The sequence below is a fragment of the Limimaricola pyoseonensis genome (assembly GCF_900102015.1).
GTDB classification, from domain to species: domain Bacteria; phylum Pseudomonadota; class Alphaproteobacteria; order Rhodobacterales; family Rhodobacteraceae; genus Limimaricola; species Limimaricola pyoseonensis.
Genome location: NZ_FNAT01000002.1, coordinates 528,437 through 545,103, shown reverse-complemented (window position 1 = coordinate 545,103; position 16,667 = coordinate 528,437). Strand labels below are relative to the sequence as shown.

Here is a 16,667-nt window from a genome sequence, read left to right as displayed (position 1 = left end):
TCGGCCCGACCGGCGGCGCAGGCGGGCAGGTTCCGGTCCGAGATGCACCGTCTTCCACCCAGAGATGCGCCGCGAATGTCACGAAGTTCACGAAAATCGCGCCGCAGGACCGCTGCCGCAAATCGTCAACCGCCGTGAATACCCCGTCCGTGAGCGATCTGCGGCCTTTGTTTCAGGCTCGGGACCCGGATTTCGGCGCGGGCTGCGCGAATCGGTCGCACCCCCGGGGGGCGCAACTCTCCGCCCGTGCCGGCCCCGGCACGTGGACAGCGCCGGCCGGCCATGCTCAATGCGCGGGCATGACCCGTCGCCCCACACCCGCGAACTGGCTCTCGATCCTGCTGCTCGGCGTGATCTGGGGTGGCACCTTCGCCGTGGTGCGCGTCGCGCTCGACGGCTACGGGCCGGTGACGGTGGCCTGCGCGCGCACCACGCTCGGCGCCGCCGCGATGCTGGCCCTGATGCGGGCCATGCGGCGGCCGCTGCCCCGGCTCGATCGCCGCACCATGGGCTACCTCGCGGCCATCGGGGGCCTTTCCACCGCCCTGCCCTTCCTGCTGCTGGCCTGGGGGCAGCAATACGTGCCCTCGGCCTTCGCCGGCATCTCGATGGCGGCGCTGCCGCTCTTCGTGCTGCCCCTCGCGGCGGTCTTCTCGGACGAGCCGCTCCACTGGCGCTCGGCCACCGGTGTCGGCGTCGGCTTCGCCGGGGCGCTGGTGCTGATCGGCCCGGGCGTGCTGGCGCCGGGGGCCGGCCTCTCGGCCTGGGGGCAGCTCGCCTGCCTCGCCGCCGCGCTGTCCTACGCCGTGGCCTCGATCCTGACGCGGCGCTGCCCGCCGATCGACGGCATCGTGCTGACCGCGCTGAGCCTCGGCGTCGGCGCCGCGATCCTGCTGCCGGCGATGCTGGTGATCGAGGGGGTGCCGGGCTGGGCCGGGCCGCGGGCGGGGCTCGCGGTGCTGTTCCTCGGCCTGCTGCCCACGGCGCTCGCCGCGCTCCTGCGGGTCACGGTGATCCGCTCGGCTGGGTCGGTCTTCATGACCCTGGTGAACTACCAGGTGCCGGTCTGGTCGATGGCGATCGGCGCGCTGGCGCTGAACGAGGCGCTGCCCTGGCGCTTCTTCGCGGCGCTGGTGCTGATCCTGACCGGGCTCGGCATCAGCCAGGGGCGCAACCTGCGCGCGCTGGCCAGGCGCGCGCAGGCCTAGGATTGAGGCTCAGGCGACGGACTGGACCTCGGCGACGATGCCGTCGACCACCTGCGCGAGCAGCCCGTCATCCTCGCATTCCGCCATCACGCGGATCAGCGGCTCGGTGCCCGACTTGCGGATCAGCAGCCGGCCCTTGCCGTTCAGCCGGCCCTCGGCCTCGGCGATCGCCCGCTTGACCGCCTCGGTCTCGAGCGGGTCCTGCCCCGGCGCGTAGCGCACGTTCTTGAGAAGCTGCGGCACCCGCTCGAACTGGCGCACCAGCGACGAGGCCGGCTTGCCGGTCTCGATCATCGCGGCCAGGAACTGCAGCCCGGCCAGCAGGCCGTCGCCGGTGGTGGCGTAGTCGGTCATGACGATGTGGCCCGACTGCTCGCCGCCGAGGTTCCAGCCGCCGCGTCGCATCGCCTCGACCACGTAGCGGTCGCCGACCTTGGTGCGCTCGAGCTTCAGGCCGCGGCCCTCGAGGTAGCGCTCCAGCCCGAGATTGGACATCACCGTGGCCACCAGCGTGCCGCCGCGCAGCCGGTCGGCCTCGGCCCAGCGGCCGGCCATCAGCGCCATGAGCTGGTCGCCATCGGCGATCTGGCCGGTCTCGTCGATGATCATCACCCGGTCGGCGTCGCCGTCGAGGCAGATGCCGAGATCGGCGCCCTCGTCGAGCACCCGCGCCGCGGCGTGGCGCGGATAGGTCGAGCCGCAATGCTCGTTGATGTTGGTGCCGTCGGGCTCGACCCCGACCGGGATCACCGTCGCGCCCAGCTCCCACAGCACCTCGGGGGCGACCTTGTAGGCCGCGCCGTTGGCGCAGTCGATCACCACCTTGAGCCCGTCGAGCCGCAGCCCGGTCGGGAAGGTCGACTTGAGCCGCTCGGCATAACGGAAGCGGCCGTCGTCGACGCGGCGCGCCCGGCCGATATTGGCAGCCTTGGCCGGCTCGATCTTGCCCGCGACCATCGCCTCGATCTCGGCCTCGGCCTCGTCCGAGAGCTTGAAGCCGTCGGGGCCGAAGAACTTGATGCCGTTGTCGTGGTGCGGGTTGTGGCTCGCCGAGATCATGATGCCGACATCGGCGCGCATCGAATGGGTCAGCAGCCCGACCGCCGGGGTCGGCACCGGCCCCAGCAGCAGCGCGTTCATGCCGGTCGAGGTGAGGCCCGCGACCAGCGCGTTCTCGAACATGTAGCCCGACAGGCGCGTGTCCTTGCCGATCACCACCCGGTGGCCGTTCGAGCCGTCATTGCGGAAGTAGCGCCCGGCGGCCGCGCCGATCCTGAGCGCGGTCTCGGCGGTCATCGGCCAGGCATTGGCGGTGCCGCGCACCCCGTCGGTCCCGAAAAGCTTTCGTGTCATTCGTCCTGTCCCATCATGGCCCTGTGCAACCGCAGGGCTTGCCTGGTATCGCTCACGTCGTGCACACGCAAGACGTGCACTCCCTGCTGCGCCGCGGCCAGCGCCACCGCCACCGAACCGGGTACCCGGTCCTTCGGGGCGGCGACATCGGCGATCGTGCCGATGAACCGCTTGCGCGACACGCCCAAGAGCAGCGGCAACCCGAAGCCGTGATACACGGGCAGCGCCCGCAGCAGGGTCAAATTGTGTTGCAGATCCTTGCCGAACCCGATGCCGGGATCGACCAGCAGCTTCGCCCGGTCGATGCCGGCCGCCTGCGCCGCCCTGATGCGGGCCTCGAGCATGTCCCAGACCTCGGCTGTCACGTCCGAATAGCGTGGCGCGTCCTGCATCTCGGCCGGGCTGCCCTTGGCATGCATGAGGCAGAGCGGCACCCCCGCCTCGGCCACGACATGGGCGAGATCCGGGTCGTAGCCCAGCGCCGAGACGTCGTTGACCATGTCCGCGCCCTCGGCCAGCGCCGCGCGCGCCACCTCGGCCTTGCGGGTGTCGACAGAGATCGGCGTGGAGAGGCCGGCGGCGCGCAGCTCGGCCACCAGCGGCACGACGCGGGCGATCTCCTCGGCCACCGGCACGGCTTGCGCGCCGGGGCGGGTGGATTCGCCGCCGATGTCGAGGATCTCGGCCCCTTCGGCCACCAGCGCCCGGGCCCGCGCCAGCGCGTCGGCCCGGCGGGCATGGTCGCCGCCGTCGGAGAAGCTGTCGGGCGTCACGTTGAGGATGCCCATGATCCGCGGCCGGTCGAGCGGCAGGCCGCAGAGGTCCGGGCGGCGGGCTGAGAGGCGGCCCTGCAGGTCGGGGGCGAGGTCGGCGGCCGCGATCAGCTGCCCGTCCGCGCCGAGCGCCTCGGAGAACCGCGCGCCGGCGATCCCTGCGAGCGGCAGGCCCCGCTCCGGCCCGATCGGCCAGAGCGGCAGGGGCGCGGGCGGGCGGCTCATGGCGCCGGGTCCAGCCGCCGGGCCGGGCAGCGCGCGCCGGGCGCGTCGGCGCCCAGCAGCAGGATCTCCCGCGCGTCGAAGCGATCGGCCAGCCAAGCCGCCAGGTCGCCCGGCCCGGTGCCGGCGGGCGGCTCCACCGCCGCCGCGACCATCCGCGACGGCGCCCAGAGACTGGCCGCGCCGCGGCGCATCGCCCAGTCGAGCTCGGTGCGGCTGTCGCGCACCTCGAGGCCGAGCACCGGAACCATCGCCCATGCGGCCTGGTCGAAGGCCAGAAGATCGATGCGGGCCTGCGCCACGGGGTCGGGCACGGCCAGACCGGGCGCGGCGGGCGCGACGCAGATGACGAGCGGCCCGGCTTCGGCCAGCAGCATGTCCCGCCAGCGTTCGGGCGCGGCGGCCGTGGCGGCGCCGATCAGCGCCACGACCGGGCGCGGTGTCTGTCCGGCTTGCTCGGTTGCGTCTGACGCGTCCTCGCGCATGATCTCGACGCCCAGCTCGCCCGGCCCGCGGTCGAGCTTGCGGATGCGCAGGTAGACGCGTTCGACCTGCGGCTCGGCCAGCAGACGCGCGGCGATGCGCTCGGCCAGCGTCTCGAGCAGGTCGAGCCGTTCGGCGGCCAGCGCGCTGTCCACCGCCTCGGTCAGCCGGTCGTAGGAAAGGATGCGGTCGACATCGTCGCCCGCAGGCGCAGCGGGCCGCAGGTCGGTCACGATGTCGACGACCAGCCGCTGCGTCTTGCCGCGCTCGGCCTGGAAGGCGCCGATCTCGACCTCGACCGGATAGTCGCGCAGAAGCAGCCGGTCGCGCGGACCGGCGGCGCCTGTTTCGGCGCCGGACTGGGCGCGGGCGGCCAGGTCGAAGGCCTGTCTGGTGTCGTCGGTCATCTACCGCTCCGGGCTGGAGGCAGGGGCGGTCTAACCGCCCCCCGCCCGGCCGGCAAGCACGGCCTCAGTTCGAAGCGGTGCGGGTGGCCTCGCGGTAGAACAGATGCGCGCCGATCGAGGCGGTGCGCGGGATGCGGCCGGCCCAGGACGGGTTCACCGCCTTGGTGTGGTAGTGCGTGGCGCCGGCGGTCAGCTCGCGCGGGCCGTCCTCGAGCATGATCGAGGCGATGCGGCCGAGCTTCTTCCACGAGCCCTTGTCGTTCACCGTGTCGGGCAGGCCGTCGCAGTAGTAGGAGAACTGGCAGGCATATTTGCGGCCGGTGCCCTGGCGCACCACCCCGCAGACGCTGTCGGGGTAGTCCGGGCTGTCGACGCGGTTGAGGATGACCTCGGCGACCGCGAACTGGCCCTTGAGCGCCTCGCCGCGCGCCTCGAAGTAGAGCGCCTCGGTCAGGCAGTTCCACTCGGCGTCGCCCTTGCCGCCCGGCTGGGCGGCGAGCATGGCCTCGTAATCCTGGCGGCCGGCGGCGGTGGCGAGCTCAATGCCGCGGTCGGCGGCGGCCGGCAGGGTCGCGGCGGTGGCGACGGCGGGAACAATCTCGGCCTCGTCGCGTTCAGTGCCCAGAAGCGCCCCGAGACGGGTCTCCTGATCGGGGGCGGCGGCTCGACCGTCGATCCGCGCCGCGGCCACGTTTCCGTCGGCGGTGGCGGGCATTGCGGTCGTGAAAGCCACAAGACATGCCATCGCGCCGGACTTGGTCAGGCGCAGAAAGTTCAGTCGATTCATCGCTGTCCCCTCGGTTCCTCGCGGTGTGCCCCGCGCTGGCAGGAGTGACCTAAGGGACCGGGGGCCGGGTGTCCACCGACCGGTTTTCTGTTAAGAAGGAACCGGCAGGTTCCCGCCAATCAGGCAAGCAGGAAGTCGCGTAACCCCGCTCAATAACCCGGAAGCGTGACCCGGAAATCACGCATTCCGCGCGCGGCCAGCGCCAGCTGGGCCGCCGAGAGCCGCGCCACCGGCACGCGGAAGGGCGAGCAGGACACGTAGTCGAAGCCCTGCCGCCGGCAGAACTCGATGGCGCTGCGCGAACCGCCATGTTCGCCGCAGATCGACAGCGTCACGTCCGGCCGGCCGGCGCGGCCGCGCTCGGCGCCGATCCTCAGCAGCTCCCCCACCCCGTCGAGATCGAGGCTGTGGAACGGGTCCTCCTCGTAGACGCCGTTCTTGACGTATGTGGACATGAAGCGGCCGGCATCGTCGCGCGACAGCCCGTAGGTCATCTGCGTCAGGTCGTTGGTGCCGAAGGACAGGAAGGCCGCGTGCTGGGCGATGTCGGCGGCGCGCAGCGCGGCGCGCGGCGTCTCGACCATCACGCCGAGCCGGTAGTCGAACTCGACCCCCGACTGGGTCCGCACCTGCGCGGCCACCGCGTCGACCCGCGCCTTGACCAGCTCGACCTCGCGCATTGCCGAGACCAGCGGGATCATCACCTCGGGCACCACCGGGTCGCCCTCGCGGCTGGCCTGCACGGTCGCCTCGAAGATGGCGCGGGCCTGCATCTCGTAGATCTCGGGCACGGTGATGCCGAGCCGCACGCCGCGCATGCCGAGCATCGGGTTGTACTCGGTCAGCGCCGTCACCCGCGCCTCGACATCCGACAGCGACACGGCGAGCCCGTCGGCCAGATCGCGCATGCCGGCGCGGTCGGAGGGCAGGAACTCGTGCAGCGGCGGGTCGAACAGGCGGATGCAGACCGGCTGGCCCTGCATGATCTCGAACAGGCGGGCGAAATCGGCGCGCTGCATCGGCAAAAGCCGCTCGAGCACGGCGCGGCGCGCCGCCTCGTCCTTGGCGAAGATCATCTCGCGCATCATGCCGATGCGCCCTTCCTCGAAGAACATGTGCTCGGTGCGGCACAGGCCGATGCCTTGGGCCGCGAAATTGCGCGCGGTCTGCGCGTCCTGCGGCGTGTCGGCATTGGCGCGCACGCCGATGTCGCGGAAGTCGTCGGCCCAGTCAAGCAGCGTGCGGAAGGCGCCGTCGAGCACCGCCTCGAACATCGCGGGCTCGCCCGCCAGCACCTCGCCGGAGGTGCCGTCGAGGGTGATCACCTCGCCCTCGGACAGCCGCCGCCCGCCCGGCGCGATCACCTGCCGCTTCTTGCGGTCGATGGTGAGGTCGGAGGCGCCGACCACGCAGGGCAGGCCGAGGCCGCGGCCGATCACCGCCGCGTGGCTGGTGATGCCGCCGCGGATGGTCAGCACGCCCTCGGCGGCATGCATGCCGCGGATGTCCTCGGGCGTGGTCTCGCGACGCACCAGGATGCAGGGCTCGCCGCGCGCCGCCGAGGCCTGCGCCGCGGTCGCGGTGAAGACGATCCGCCCGGTGGCCGCGCCCGGCGAGGCGGCGATGCCCGAAACGATCAGGTCGCGCGGCGCGGAGGGGTCGACATGGCGGTGCAGCAGTTCCGACAGCGCCTGCGGCTCGACCCGCAGCACCGCCTCCTCGCGCGGGATCACGCCATCCTCGGCCAGCGCCACGGCGATGCGCACGCTGGCGCGCGAGGAGCGCTGCACCCGCACCGCGTCGAGCACGTGCAACCGGCCCTCCTGCAAGGTGAACTCGATCTGCATCTCCTCGCGCAGCTTGACGCGGCACAGCGCGCCCATGCGCAGAAGCTCGGCGAAGGCCTCGGGGCAGAGATCCTCGAAGGAGGGGCCGCGATGGTCGCGGGTCAGGTAGATCGCGCCGGCGCCGGGCTTCAGCGCCTCGCGGCCCTGGCTCTGGCTGAGATAGCGGCCCGTCACCTGCGGCTGGCCGGTCAGGCTGTCGACGAACTGGATCACGCCCGAGCCGCATTCCCCCTGCCCCACGCCCAGCGCCATCTGCTGCACAACGAGGCCGAGCCCGGCATCGGCCGGCGCGCCCTTGGCCTGGCGCAACAGCCGCGCCGTGGTGCCCTCCCATGCGCGGGCCATCGAGCGCAGCACCTCGCAGAGCTGCAGGCTCGGATCCTGCGGGAAGGGTTCGTCGGCCTCGGCCTCGTAGGCGGCAAGCGCCGCGCGCAGATCCTCGGCGCCGGGATGGTCGGGAATGTGGAAGCTGTCGGGGTCGAGCCGCGCCACGTGCACGGCCCAGGCCTGGATGAAGCGCATGTAGAGCGAGGTCGCGGCCTCCTCGCCGACCTCGTCGCACATCCGCGCATGGCGCAGGTCGGTCATGCCGATGTTGAGGATCGCGCCGGGCCCGCCCCAGTCGGGGTCCTGGCTCGACGGGCGCACCGACAGAAGCGGCGCCTCGCCGAAATGGCGCATGATCTCGTCCATGTCGGGCATGCGGCCCTGCGCGATGGCGTGCACGCAGGCGAAGGAGAGCGCCACCGTCGTCGGCAGCGGCAGTTCCATCCGCACCAGCCGCTGCAGGCACTTCGCCCGGCCGCCATGGCGGTCGGCCGACATGTCTGCGGTCGGCGTGATCAGAAGGATCTTGGGGTCGCGCGGGGTATGCTGCACTGCGGCGCTCCTTTCGCCGCAAGATAGGCCGCGCCCGGCCATCCGCCAAGCGCGACCTTCGCAGCGTCGTGTGTCAGCCCTCGATCTTCGACAGGTCCGCCACCATCAGGCAGGTGGTGCGGATGCGCGAGAGCAGGTTGAGGCGGTTGCGGCGCAGCACCTGGTTGTCGGTGTTGACCTGCACCGCCTCGAAGAAGGCGTCGATCGGCGCGCGCAGGCTCGCCATCGCGGCCATGGCGGCGCCGAAGTCCTCACGCGACATGGCGTCGTCGATCTTCGGCTGCGCGCCGTCGAGCGCAGCGAAGAGCGCCTTTTCCTCGGCGCCTTCGGCGAACTTGGCGTCGGCGCCGAAGGAATACTCGACCCCGTCCTTCTCCTCGGCCTGTGTGAGGATGTTGTTGGCGCGCTTGAAGCCCTGCGTCAGGTTCTCGCCATCCTCGGTCTTGAGGAAGGCCGAAAGCGCCTCGGCCCGCGCCACCAGCAGCGCCAGATCGTCGTTGCCCGGCATGGCGATGCAGGCGTCGATCACGTCATGCGGGATGCCCTCGGCGCGCAGGTGCACCTTGAGGCGGTCGTGGAAGAAGGCGAGGAGGTCGTCCGCATCGGCCCGGTCGTCGGCCTTGGCGAACAGCTCCGACAGCTTCAGCCGCAGCCCGTTCGACAGGATCAGCCGGATCACGCCCAGCGCGGCGCGGCGCAGCGCGAAGGGATCCTTGGAGCCGGTGGGCTTCTCGTCGATCGCCCAGAAGCCCGCCAGCGTGTCGAGCTTGTCGGCGAGCGCCACCGCCACCGAGACCGGGGCCGCGGGCACGGCGTCGGAGGGGCCGAGCGGCTGGTAGTGCTCCTGCACCGCCGCCGCCACCTCGGGCTTCAGCTCCTGCGCCTCGGCGTAGTAGCGGCCCATCAGGCCCTGCAGCTCGGGGAACTCGCCCACCATTTCGGAGCGCAGGTCGGCCTTGGCGACGCGGGCCGCGCGCTCGGCGTCGTCGGCCTCGGCCGAGACCTGCGGCGCGATCTCGCGCGCCAGGGCGGCGATGCGCTCGATCCGGTCGGCCTGGCTGCCCAGCCGGTTGTGGAAGGTGACGTTCGACAGCCCCTCGCCCATCGCCTCGAGACCGCCCTCGCGCACGATGCGCAGGTCGTTCTCCCAGAAGAACTTGGCGTCCGAGAGCCGCGCGGCGAGCACCTTGCCGTTGCCGGCGAGGATGGTCGCGCCGTGGTCGCGGGTCTCGATGTTGGCGACGGTGACGAAGCGGGTGATCTTGCCGGTCCTGGGGTCGCGCACCGAGAAGAACTTCTGGTGCTCCTTCATCGAGGTCTGCAGCACCTCGGGCGGCAGGTCGAGGAAGTCGGCCCCGATCTCGCCCATCAGCACCACCGGCCATTCGACGAGGCCCGCGACCTCGTCCAGAAGGCCGCGATCCTCGACCAGCTCCAAACCTTGCGCGAAAGCCTGGCTCGAGGCCTCGGACCAGATCGCCTCGGCCCGCTCCTCGGCGCGCAAGAGCACGCAGGCGCGCTTCAGCTTGGCCTCGTAATCCTCGAAGGAGGTGACGGAAAATTCGTCAGGCCCCATGAAGCGGTGGCCGCGCGTGGTGTCGGAGGCGTTGATGCCGCCGACTTCCATCGGCACGACGCGCGCGCCTTCCTCGTCGGTGAGCAGGCACAGGATCGAGTGCAGCGGCCGCACCCAGCGCAGCTCGCCCGCGCCCCAACGCATCGACTTGGGCCAGGGGAAGTCGCGGATCGTGCGGCTCAGGACCTCGGCGACGATCGCCTCGGCCGGGCGGCCCTTGTGGGTGATCTGCGCGAAGTAGGACTGGCCCTTCTTCTCGTCGCGGATCTCCAGCTGTTCCAGCGTCAGCCCGGTCGAGCGCAGGAAGCCCTCGAGCGCCTTCTCGGGCGCACCGACCCGCGGGCCCTTGCGCTCCTCGACGGTGTCGCGGCTCGCCGCAGACAGCCCCTCGACCGAAAGCGCGAGGCGGCGCGGCGTGCGGAAGGCGCCGGCGGAGGCGTAGGTGAGACCCGCCTCGACCAGGCCGTCGGTCACCAAGCGCTTGAGATCCTCGGCCGCGCGGGCCTGCATGCGGGCGGGGATTTCCTCGGAGAAGAGTTCGATCAGCAGGTCGGGCATCAATAGGTCCCTTCGGGTGGGGTCGGGCAGCCGGGCGGCACCGGGTCGCCGTCGAAGACGACCTCGCCGCAGGCGTTGATCTGGTTCCAGGCGTAGCCGCGCCCGTCGCGCGTCACCGCGAGCACGCGGTCGATGCCGTAGGGCTCGTTCAGCTTCCAGACATAGGCGCGGGCCTCGCCGCTCTCGAGCGCGGCGCCGATCGCGGCGGCGTCGAAGCAGTCGAACCAGCCGGGCGCGACCAGCGGCTCGGCGCGCTCGTGGACCACGGCGTTGTCGAACGGCGTCGCGTCCTCGATGTCCATGCAGGCGCGGAAGCGGATCGGCGAGCTGTCGCTATCGATGCCGCGCAGGTTCTCGACCGCGACCGGGATCGGGGCGGCGCGGTCGTCGAGCACGGTGACGGCGCCGATCTCGGGGGCGTCGAGCTCCTCGTAGAAGGCGTAGACCTGCAGGTACCACATCGCCGCGCCGGCGATCAGCGCGACGACCAGCCCCGCGACGATGATGATGCGCGCGGTCATGCGGTGGCGTCGGCGCTGGTGTCGGCGTTGGCGTTGCCGGGAACGAAGCCGCCCGCCTCGGTGGTCACGAAGGCGTCGGCGCAGGCCTTGGCCAGCGCCCGCACCCGGCCGATATAGGCCTGCCGCTCGGTCACCGAGATCACGCCGCGCGCGTCGAGCAGGTTGAACAGGTGGCTGGCCTTGATCGCCTGGTCATAGGCCGGGTGCGCCATGACGATGCGCTTTCCGGTGCGCGGGTCCTCGGCCGGGGCCGACAGGATCTTCGCGCATTCGGCCTCGGCATCCTCGAAATGCCGCAACAGCATCTCGGCGGTCGCGGTGTCGAAGTTGTGGCGCGAATATTCCTCCTCGGTCTGGCGGAACACGTCGCCATACTTGAGCGCGATCGGCGCGTCGGGGTCGTTGAACGGCATGTCCATGACGTGGTCGACGCCGAGCACGTACATGGCGAGCCGCTCGAGCCCGTAGGTCAGCTCGCCCGAGACCGGCTTGCAGTCATGCCCGCCGACCTGCTGGAAATAGGTGAACTGGCTCACCTCCATGCCGTCGCACCAGACCTCCCAGCCCAGCCCCCAGGCGCCGAGCGTCGGGCTTTCCCAGTCGTCCTCGACGAAGCGGATGTCGTGCAGGGCGGTGTCGATCCCGATGGCACGGAGCGAGCCGAGATAGAGGTCCTGCAGGTCCGAGGGGCTGGGTTTGATGATGACCTGGTACTGGTAGTAGTGCTGCAGCCGGTTCGGGTTCTCGCCATAGCGGCCGTCGGTCGGGCGGCGCGAGGGCTGGACATAGGCCGCGGCCCAGGCCCGGTCGCCCAGCGCGCGCAGCGTGGTGGCCGGGTGGAAGGTGCCCGCGCCCACCTCCATGTCGTAGGGCTGCAGCACGGCGCAGCCCTTCGAGGCCCAGTAGGACTGGAGCCGCAGGATGATCTCCTGGAAGGAACGGGGGGCGTCGGTCATGTCTGGCCTTTCGCGGGCGAGGTGCAGGATCGCGGGCCTGATTACGGCGGGCGCTGCCGGGGGTCAATCATGGCGCGCCGGGGCAACAGCGCCGGCTTGGTGCGGCGCTTCGCCCTCGTCCCCGGCGGCAGGGCTGCTAGAGTGGCCTGCCACATCCACGGCACGGGACGCGCGATTCACATGAAACGGATACTCCTCGCCGGGCTTCTGGCCTCGGGTTTCTTCAGCGGCGCGGGCTGGGCGCAGGAGGGCGGCGTCTGGCTGCAGGTCGAGGCGCTGCCGACGCTGAGCCGCGCCGAGGCGCGGGCGCGCGCCTATGCCGGGCGGTTCGAGGACGTGAGCGGCTACGCGCTGGGCTCGGGCTGGTACGGCATCGCGCTCGGCCCCTACGACCCGGCCGAGGCGCGGCGCCTGCTGGGCGAGCTGAAGGCGCAGGGCGCGGTGCCGGGCGACGCTTTCATCGCCGATGGCGACGCGTTCCGCTCGCGGTTCTGGCCCGCCGGCGCCGCCGCCCGCGCCCCCGGCGCCTCTGCGCGCGTCGCTTCGGACGCGGCCGAACCGACCGAGGAGGCCGCCGAACGGCCGGTCGAGGTCGCCGCGCAGGCCGCCCCCGAGGCCCCCACCCCGCCCGAGGAGACGCTGCCCGAGGCGCGCGCCTCGGAGGCCGCGCTGAGCCGGGCCGAGCGCGAGCGGCTGCAGGTGGCGCTGCGCTGGGCCGGGGTCTACGACGCCGGGATCGACGGCGCCTTCGGCGCGGGCACGCGCGCGGCCATGGCCGAATGGCAGCGGCAGAACGGCTTCGAGGCCACCGGCGTCATGACCACGCGGCAGCGCGCCGCGCTGGTCGCGGCCTATAACGGCGTGCTCGAAGGGATCGGCATGGGCCCGGTGACGGACGAGGCCGCCGGCATCGCCATCGACATGCCGCGCGATCTTGTGCGCTTTGCCGAGCACCGGCCGCCCTTCGCGATCTACGAGGCCGCGGGCGAGGTGCCGGCGCAGGTGCTGCTGATCTCGCAGCGGGGCGACGCCAACCGGCTCGCCGGTCTCTACGAGATCCTGCAGACGCTGGAGATCATCCCGCGCGAGGGGCCGCGCGGTCGCAACGAGACGGGCTTCGTGATCGAGGGCGCGGGCGAGACCTTCACCGCCCATGCCGAGGCGCGGCTCGAGAACGGCGAGATCAAGGGCTTCGTGCTGGTCTGGCCGGCCGGCGACGAGGGCCGGCGCAAGCGCGTCCTCGATGAGATGAAGGCGAGCTTCGTGCGCCTGCCCGGCACGCTCGACCCGGCCGAGATCGCCGCCGACGACGCGCAGGCGATCGACCTCGTCGCCGGGCTCGAGATCCGCCAGCCGCTGCGCGAGCGCTCGGGCGTCTTCGTCGACGAGGCGGGCGCGGTCGCCACCGTGGCCGAGGCGGTCGCGGGCTGCGGCGAGGTGGCGATCGACGGCATTCGCGGCGCCGAGGTGCTGATGCAGGACGCGGCGCTCGGGCTGGCGCTGCTGCGCCCGGCCCGACCGGTCGCGCCGCGCGGGGTCGCGCAGTTCCAGACCGCCACGCCGCGGCTGCAGGACAAGGTGGCGGTGGCGGGCTTTCCCTATGGCGACGCGCTGTCGGTGCCGGCGCTGACCTTCGGCCGGCTGGCCGACATCCGCGGGCTGGACGGGCGCGAGGAGGTGTCGCGGCTGGAGCTCAGGGCCGAGCCGGGCGATGCCGGCGGGCCGGTGCTCGACGGCGGCGGCGCGGTTCTGGGGCTGCTTCTGCCCGGCGAGGGGCGCGCCGACCGGCAACTGCCCGAGGAGGTCGCTCTGGCGCTGGAGGCGGGCGCGATCCTGCCGGCGCTCGACGCGGCCGGCATCGCGGCGCGCACGACCGATACGCCGCAAGGCGGCACGCCGGAGGCGCTGACGCGCCGCGCCGCCGAGATGACCGCGCTGGTCAGCTGCTGGGAGTGAGCCGCCGGCCCGCGGCGGTCAGCGCACCGCCGCGGGCGTCAGGTGGATCAGCGTCGGGCCGCGGGTGGCGAAGGCCAGCGCCACGGTGTCGCGCAGCTCCTCGAGATTCTGCGGCCGCTCGGCCGCCGCACCCCAGGCCCGGGCCAGCGCACAGAAATCGGGGTTGCGCTGGATCACCGCGTTGGGCGCGATCTGCGCCGCGGTCATGCTGTCCTCGATCTCGCCTAGCTTGCCGTTGTCCCAGACGATGATCGGCAGCGGCAGGCCCAGCTCGACCGCGGTGCCGAGCTCCTGGATGGTGTATTGCAGCCCGTAATCCCCGGCCAGCGCCACCACCGGCCGGCCCGGGCATCCGACCTTGGCGCCGATCGCGGCCGGAAGGGCGTAGCCGAGCGTGCCGAAGCCCGAGGGGTGGTGCCACAGCCCCGGCGCGCGGGCGGGCCAGAGCTCGAGCGCCGCATAGGCGAGTTGGGTCATGTCGGAGAACACCGTCGCATCGGCCGGCAGCGCCGCGCGCAGTGCCTCGATCACCGGCACCAGCCCGGGCCGCTCGGCGGCGATCGCGGCGCGCCAGCGGTCGCGCGCGGCGGCGACCTCGTCCGGCTGCCACAGCGTGGCGGGCTCGGCCTCGCCCAACGCCGCGCGCAGCGCGCCGAGCCCCTCGGCCGCGTCGCCCGCGATCCGCAGATCCGCCCGATGGTCGGCGGCGAGGATCGCCGGGTCGATGTCGAAGCGGATCACCTTAGCATCGGCCGCGAAGCCGGGATCGGCACGCCACAGATCGGTCTCCGAGAGCGCGCAGCCCACCACCAGCACCGCGTCGGCGCGGCCGATCTCGGCGGCGCTGTCTGGCCGGGCAAGGGCGCAGCCGTAATGCAGCGGCGCGCCGCTGTCGATCACGCCGCGCCCGGCATAGGAGGCAAAGCTCGCCGCGCCCAGCCGCGCGGCCAGCGCACGGGCCTCGGTCGCCGCGCCCGCGGCGCCGCCGCCGAGCAGCAGCATCGGACGGCGCGCCTCGGCCAGAAGCCGCGCGGCGCGCGCCACCGCGCCCGGATCGGGCGGCGCGGCGCGGCGCGGCCCCGCGGAGCGCGGGGCGGCCGGTTTCGCGGCGGCCTCGAGCGCCGGGATCGGCACCTGGATGTGAACCGGGCGCCTGCGCCGCCCCTCGAAGCCCAGAAGCGCGCGGTCGACCAGCGCGTAGGCATGTTCGGCATCGCGCGCCTCCTCGGACCATTCGGTCACGGCGGCGGCCGCGGCCCGCTGGTCGCGCATCTCGTGCAGCCGGTGATCGTGCCGGCCGCCCTCGGGCAGGCAGGACGAGATGGCCAGCACCGCGACGCTGTCGGACCAGCTCTGGCCCAGCGGCGTCAGGATGTTGCACAGCCCCGGCCCGGTGATCACGTAGGCGACGCCGGGCCGGCCGGTGGCGCGGGCGTAGCCGTCGGCCATGAAACCCGCCCCCTGCTCGTGGCGGGCCAGCACGTGGCGCAGCCCGGCCTCCTCGATGCCGCGATACATTTCCTGATTGTGCACGCCGGGAATGCCGAAGATCACCTCGACGCCGCGCGCGGCGAGGGCGTGGCTGATCTGTGCGCCCAGCGGCCGCGTCATGGGTTCGGTGTCGAGCATCAGGATCTCCAGAATTCGCGTGTGCCCACGACCAGCACCACCAGCAGTTCCAGCCGACCGACGAACATCGCGAAGGTCAGGATCCACTTGGCGGCGTCGGGCAGCGGCTCGAAGGTGCCGGCCGGCCCGATCACCTGGCCGAGCCCGGGCCCGACATTGGCGATCGCGGTGGCGGCGCCCGAGACGCTGGTGATGAAATCGAGCCCGGTCAGCGACAGAAGCACCGAGGTGATGCCGATCGAGACCACGAAGACCACGAAGAAGGACATCACCGAGGACAGCACGTCGGGGGCGACGGGGCGGCCGTCGTAGCGCGGCGTGAAGATGCCGTGCGGCTGGTGGATCTTGCGGACCTGCGCCGAGATCGAGGCGAACAGGATCTGGTAGCGGAAGATCTTGACCGAGCAGGCGGTGGAGCCGGCGCAGCCGCCGATCAGGCCGATGAAGAAGAACATGGCGACCGGGAACGGCCCCCACTGCATGTAGTCGGCGCTGGCATAGCCGGTGCCCGACATGATCGAGACCACGTTGAACAGCGCCTCGCGCAGCGCGCGCTCGGTGAAGCCGTGGCTCCAATTGGCGATCGACAGCGCGATCAGCAGCACGCAGATGAGGATCGTCAGGAAGAAGTCGCGGACCTGCGTGTCGCGCAGCAGGGGCCGCGGATGCCCGGCGGCGAGCTGCACGTAGCGCACGAAGGGCAGCGCCGCGAGGAACATGAACAGCGTCGCCACGTAGTGCACGCCCGCGCCGTAGGCCGAAAAGGACGCGTCGCTGTTGGCGAAGCCGCCGGTGGCGATGGTGGTCATCGCGTGCACCGCGGCGTCGAAGGGCTCCATCCCGGTGGTGATGTAGGCCAGCATGCAGGCGATGGTCAGGCCGACATAGATCACCGCGATGCCGGAGGCGATCTGCGCGGCGCGGGGCAGGATCTTGCCCATGGTCTCGAAGGCCTCGGAGCGGAACACCTGCATGCCGCCGACCTTCAGCTCGGGCAGGAACACCATGGCGACGACGATGATGCCGATGCCGCCCAGCCATTGCAGGATGCCGCGCCACAGCAGCAGGCCGCGCGGCAGCTCGTCGAGCCCGACCAGCACCGTGGCGCCGGTGGTGGTGATGCCCGACATCGCCTCGAACATCGCGTCGGTCAGCGAGGCGCCGGTGGTGCCCAGCATGAAGGGCAGCGCGCCGAACAGCGGCAGCGCGATCCAGACGGTCGAGGTCAGCAGGAAGGTCTGGCGCAGCGTCAGCTTCGGTTTCACGCCGTTGAGGCAGGACAGCGCCATCAGAAGCCCCGTCAGGGTCGTCAGCACCGCGCTTTCGAGAAACACCGGCCAGTGGTCGTTGCCGGCGGCCAGATCGGCGAGCATCGGCCCCAGCATGGTCAGGCCCAGCACCGACAGGAGCAGGCCGTTCACGTATCCGACGGGGCGCAGGTCGATCATGCCGGAGCGTTGGCCCAGCCCCGCCGCCCTGTCAAGCTGGGCGACCGCCGCGCAAAACAAGGGG

The 16,667-nt window shown here is 72.1% G+C and carries 12 protein-coding genes; 2 read left to right on the top strand and 10 right to left on the bottom strand.

Features of this window, described 5'->3' with window-relative positions:
* Positions 1-299 precede the first annotated feature (299 nt).
* Positions 300-1,208 (top strand): DMT family transporter, encoded by a 909-nt coding sequence (locus BLT43_RS06450; RefSeq protein WP_090111134.1) that lies wholly within the window; start codon positions 300-302, stop codon positions 1,206-1,208.
* Between the two features lie 9 nt (positions 1,209-1,217).
* Here the strand turns inward: BLT43_RS06450 and glmM are convergent, their stop codons facing one another.
* The 8 genes from glmM to BLT43_RS06410 form a co-directional block, all read right to left on the bottom strand.
* The gene (gene glmM / locus BLT43_RS06445; RefSeq protein ID WP_090111133.1) at positions 1,218-2,561 is read right to left on the bottom strand and encodes a phosphoglucosamine mutase; all 1,344 of its coding nucleotides are present in this window, start codon (positions 2,559-2,561) and stop codon (positions 1,218-1,220) included.
* Entirely contained in the window at positions 2,558-3,559 is a 1,002-nt protein-coding gene (gene folP, locus BLT43_RS06440) for a dihydropteroate synthase (RefSeq protein ID WP_090111132.1), read from the bottom strand. The genes glmM and folP overlap by 4 nt, the downstream gene beginning before the upstream one ends.
* The gene (locus tag BLT43_RS06435; RefSeq protein ID WP_090111131.1) at positions 3,556-4,446 is read right to left on the bottom strand and encodes a dihydroneopterin aldolase; all 891 of its coding nucleotides are present in this window, start codon (positions 4,444-4,446) and stop codon (positions 3,556-3,558) included. Before BLT43_RS06435 ends, folP begins: the two co-directional genes overlap by 4 nt.
* Positions 4,447-4,510: 64 nt before the next feature.
* On the bottom strand, positions 4,511-5,233 hold the full coding sequence (locus BLT43_RS06430) for a cell wall hydrolase (RefSeq protein ID WP_090111130.1): 723 nt from the start codon (positions 5,231-5,233) through the stop codon (positions 4,511-4,513).
* 149 nt (positions 5,234-5,382) lie between these two features.
* A complete protein-coding gene (locus BLT43_RS06425; protein WP_207497455.1) occupies positions 5,383-7,905 on the bottom strand; it encodes a putative PEP-binding protein in 2,523 nt (840 codons plus the stop codon).
* Between the two features lie 127 nt (positions 7,906-8,032).
* On the bottom strand, positions 8,033-10,093 hold the full coding sequence (gene glyS, locus BLT43_RS06420; protein WP_090111128.1) for a glycine--tRNA ligase subunit beta: 2,061 nt from the start codon (positions 10,091-10,093) through the stop codon (positions 8,033-8,035).
* A complete protein-coding gene (locus BLT43_RS06415; protein WP_090111127.1) occupies positions 10,093-10,614 on the bottom strand; it encodes a DUF6446 family protein in 522 nt (173 codons plus the stop codon). The genes glyS and BLT43_RS06415 overlap by 1 nt, the downstream gene beginning before the upstream one ends.
* Entirely contained in the window at positions 10,611-11,570 is a 960-nt protein-coding gene (locus BLT43_RS06410; protein WP_090111126.1) for a glycine--tRNA ligase subunit alpha, read from the bottom strand. Before BLT43_RS06410 ends, BLT43_RS06415 begins: the two co-directional genes overlap by 4 nt.
* A 180-nt stretch (positions 11,571-11,750) precedes the next feature.
* Here BLT43_RS06410 and BLT43_RS06405 point away from each other — a divergent pair, with 180 nt between their 5' ends.
* Positions 11,751-13,526, top strand: a complete 1,776-nt coding sequence (locus BLT43_RS06405; RefSeq protein WP_090111125.1) for a trypsin-like peptidase domain-containing protein — start codon at positions 11,751-11,753, stop codon at positions 13,524-13,526.
* Between the two features lie 18 nt (positions 13,527-13,544).
* Here BLT43_RS06405 and BLT43_RS06400 read toward each other — a convergent pair whose 3' ends face one another.
* Together BLT43_RS06400 and BLT43_RS06395 are read right to left on the bottom strand one after the other, a co-directional pair.
* Positions 13,545-15,155 carry a 5-guanidino-2-oxopentanoate decarboxylase gene (locus tag BLT43_RS06400; RefSeq protein ID WP_242652233.1) on the bottom strand — a complete coding sequence of 537 codons (1,611 nt, stop codon included), beginning with the start codon at positions 15,153-15,155 and terminating at the stop codon, positions 13,545-13,547.
* Positions 15,155-16,603 (bottom strand): TrkH family potassium uptake protein, encoded by a 1,449-nt coding sequence (locus tag BLT43_RS06395; protein WP_090111123.1) that lies wholly within the window; start codon positions 16,601-16,603, stop codon positions 15,155-15,157. The genes BLT43_RS06400 and BLT43_RS06395 overlap by 1 nt, the downstream gene beginning before the upstream one ends.
* Positions 16,604-16,667: the final 64 nt, after the last annotated feature.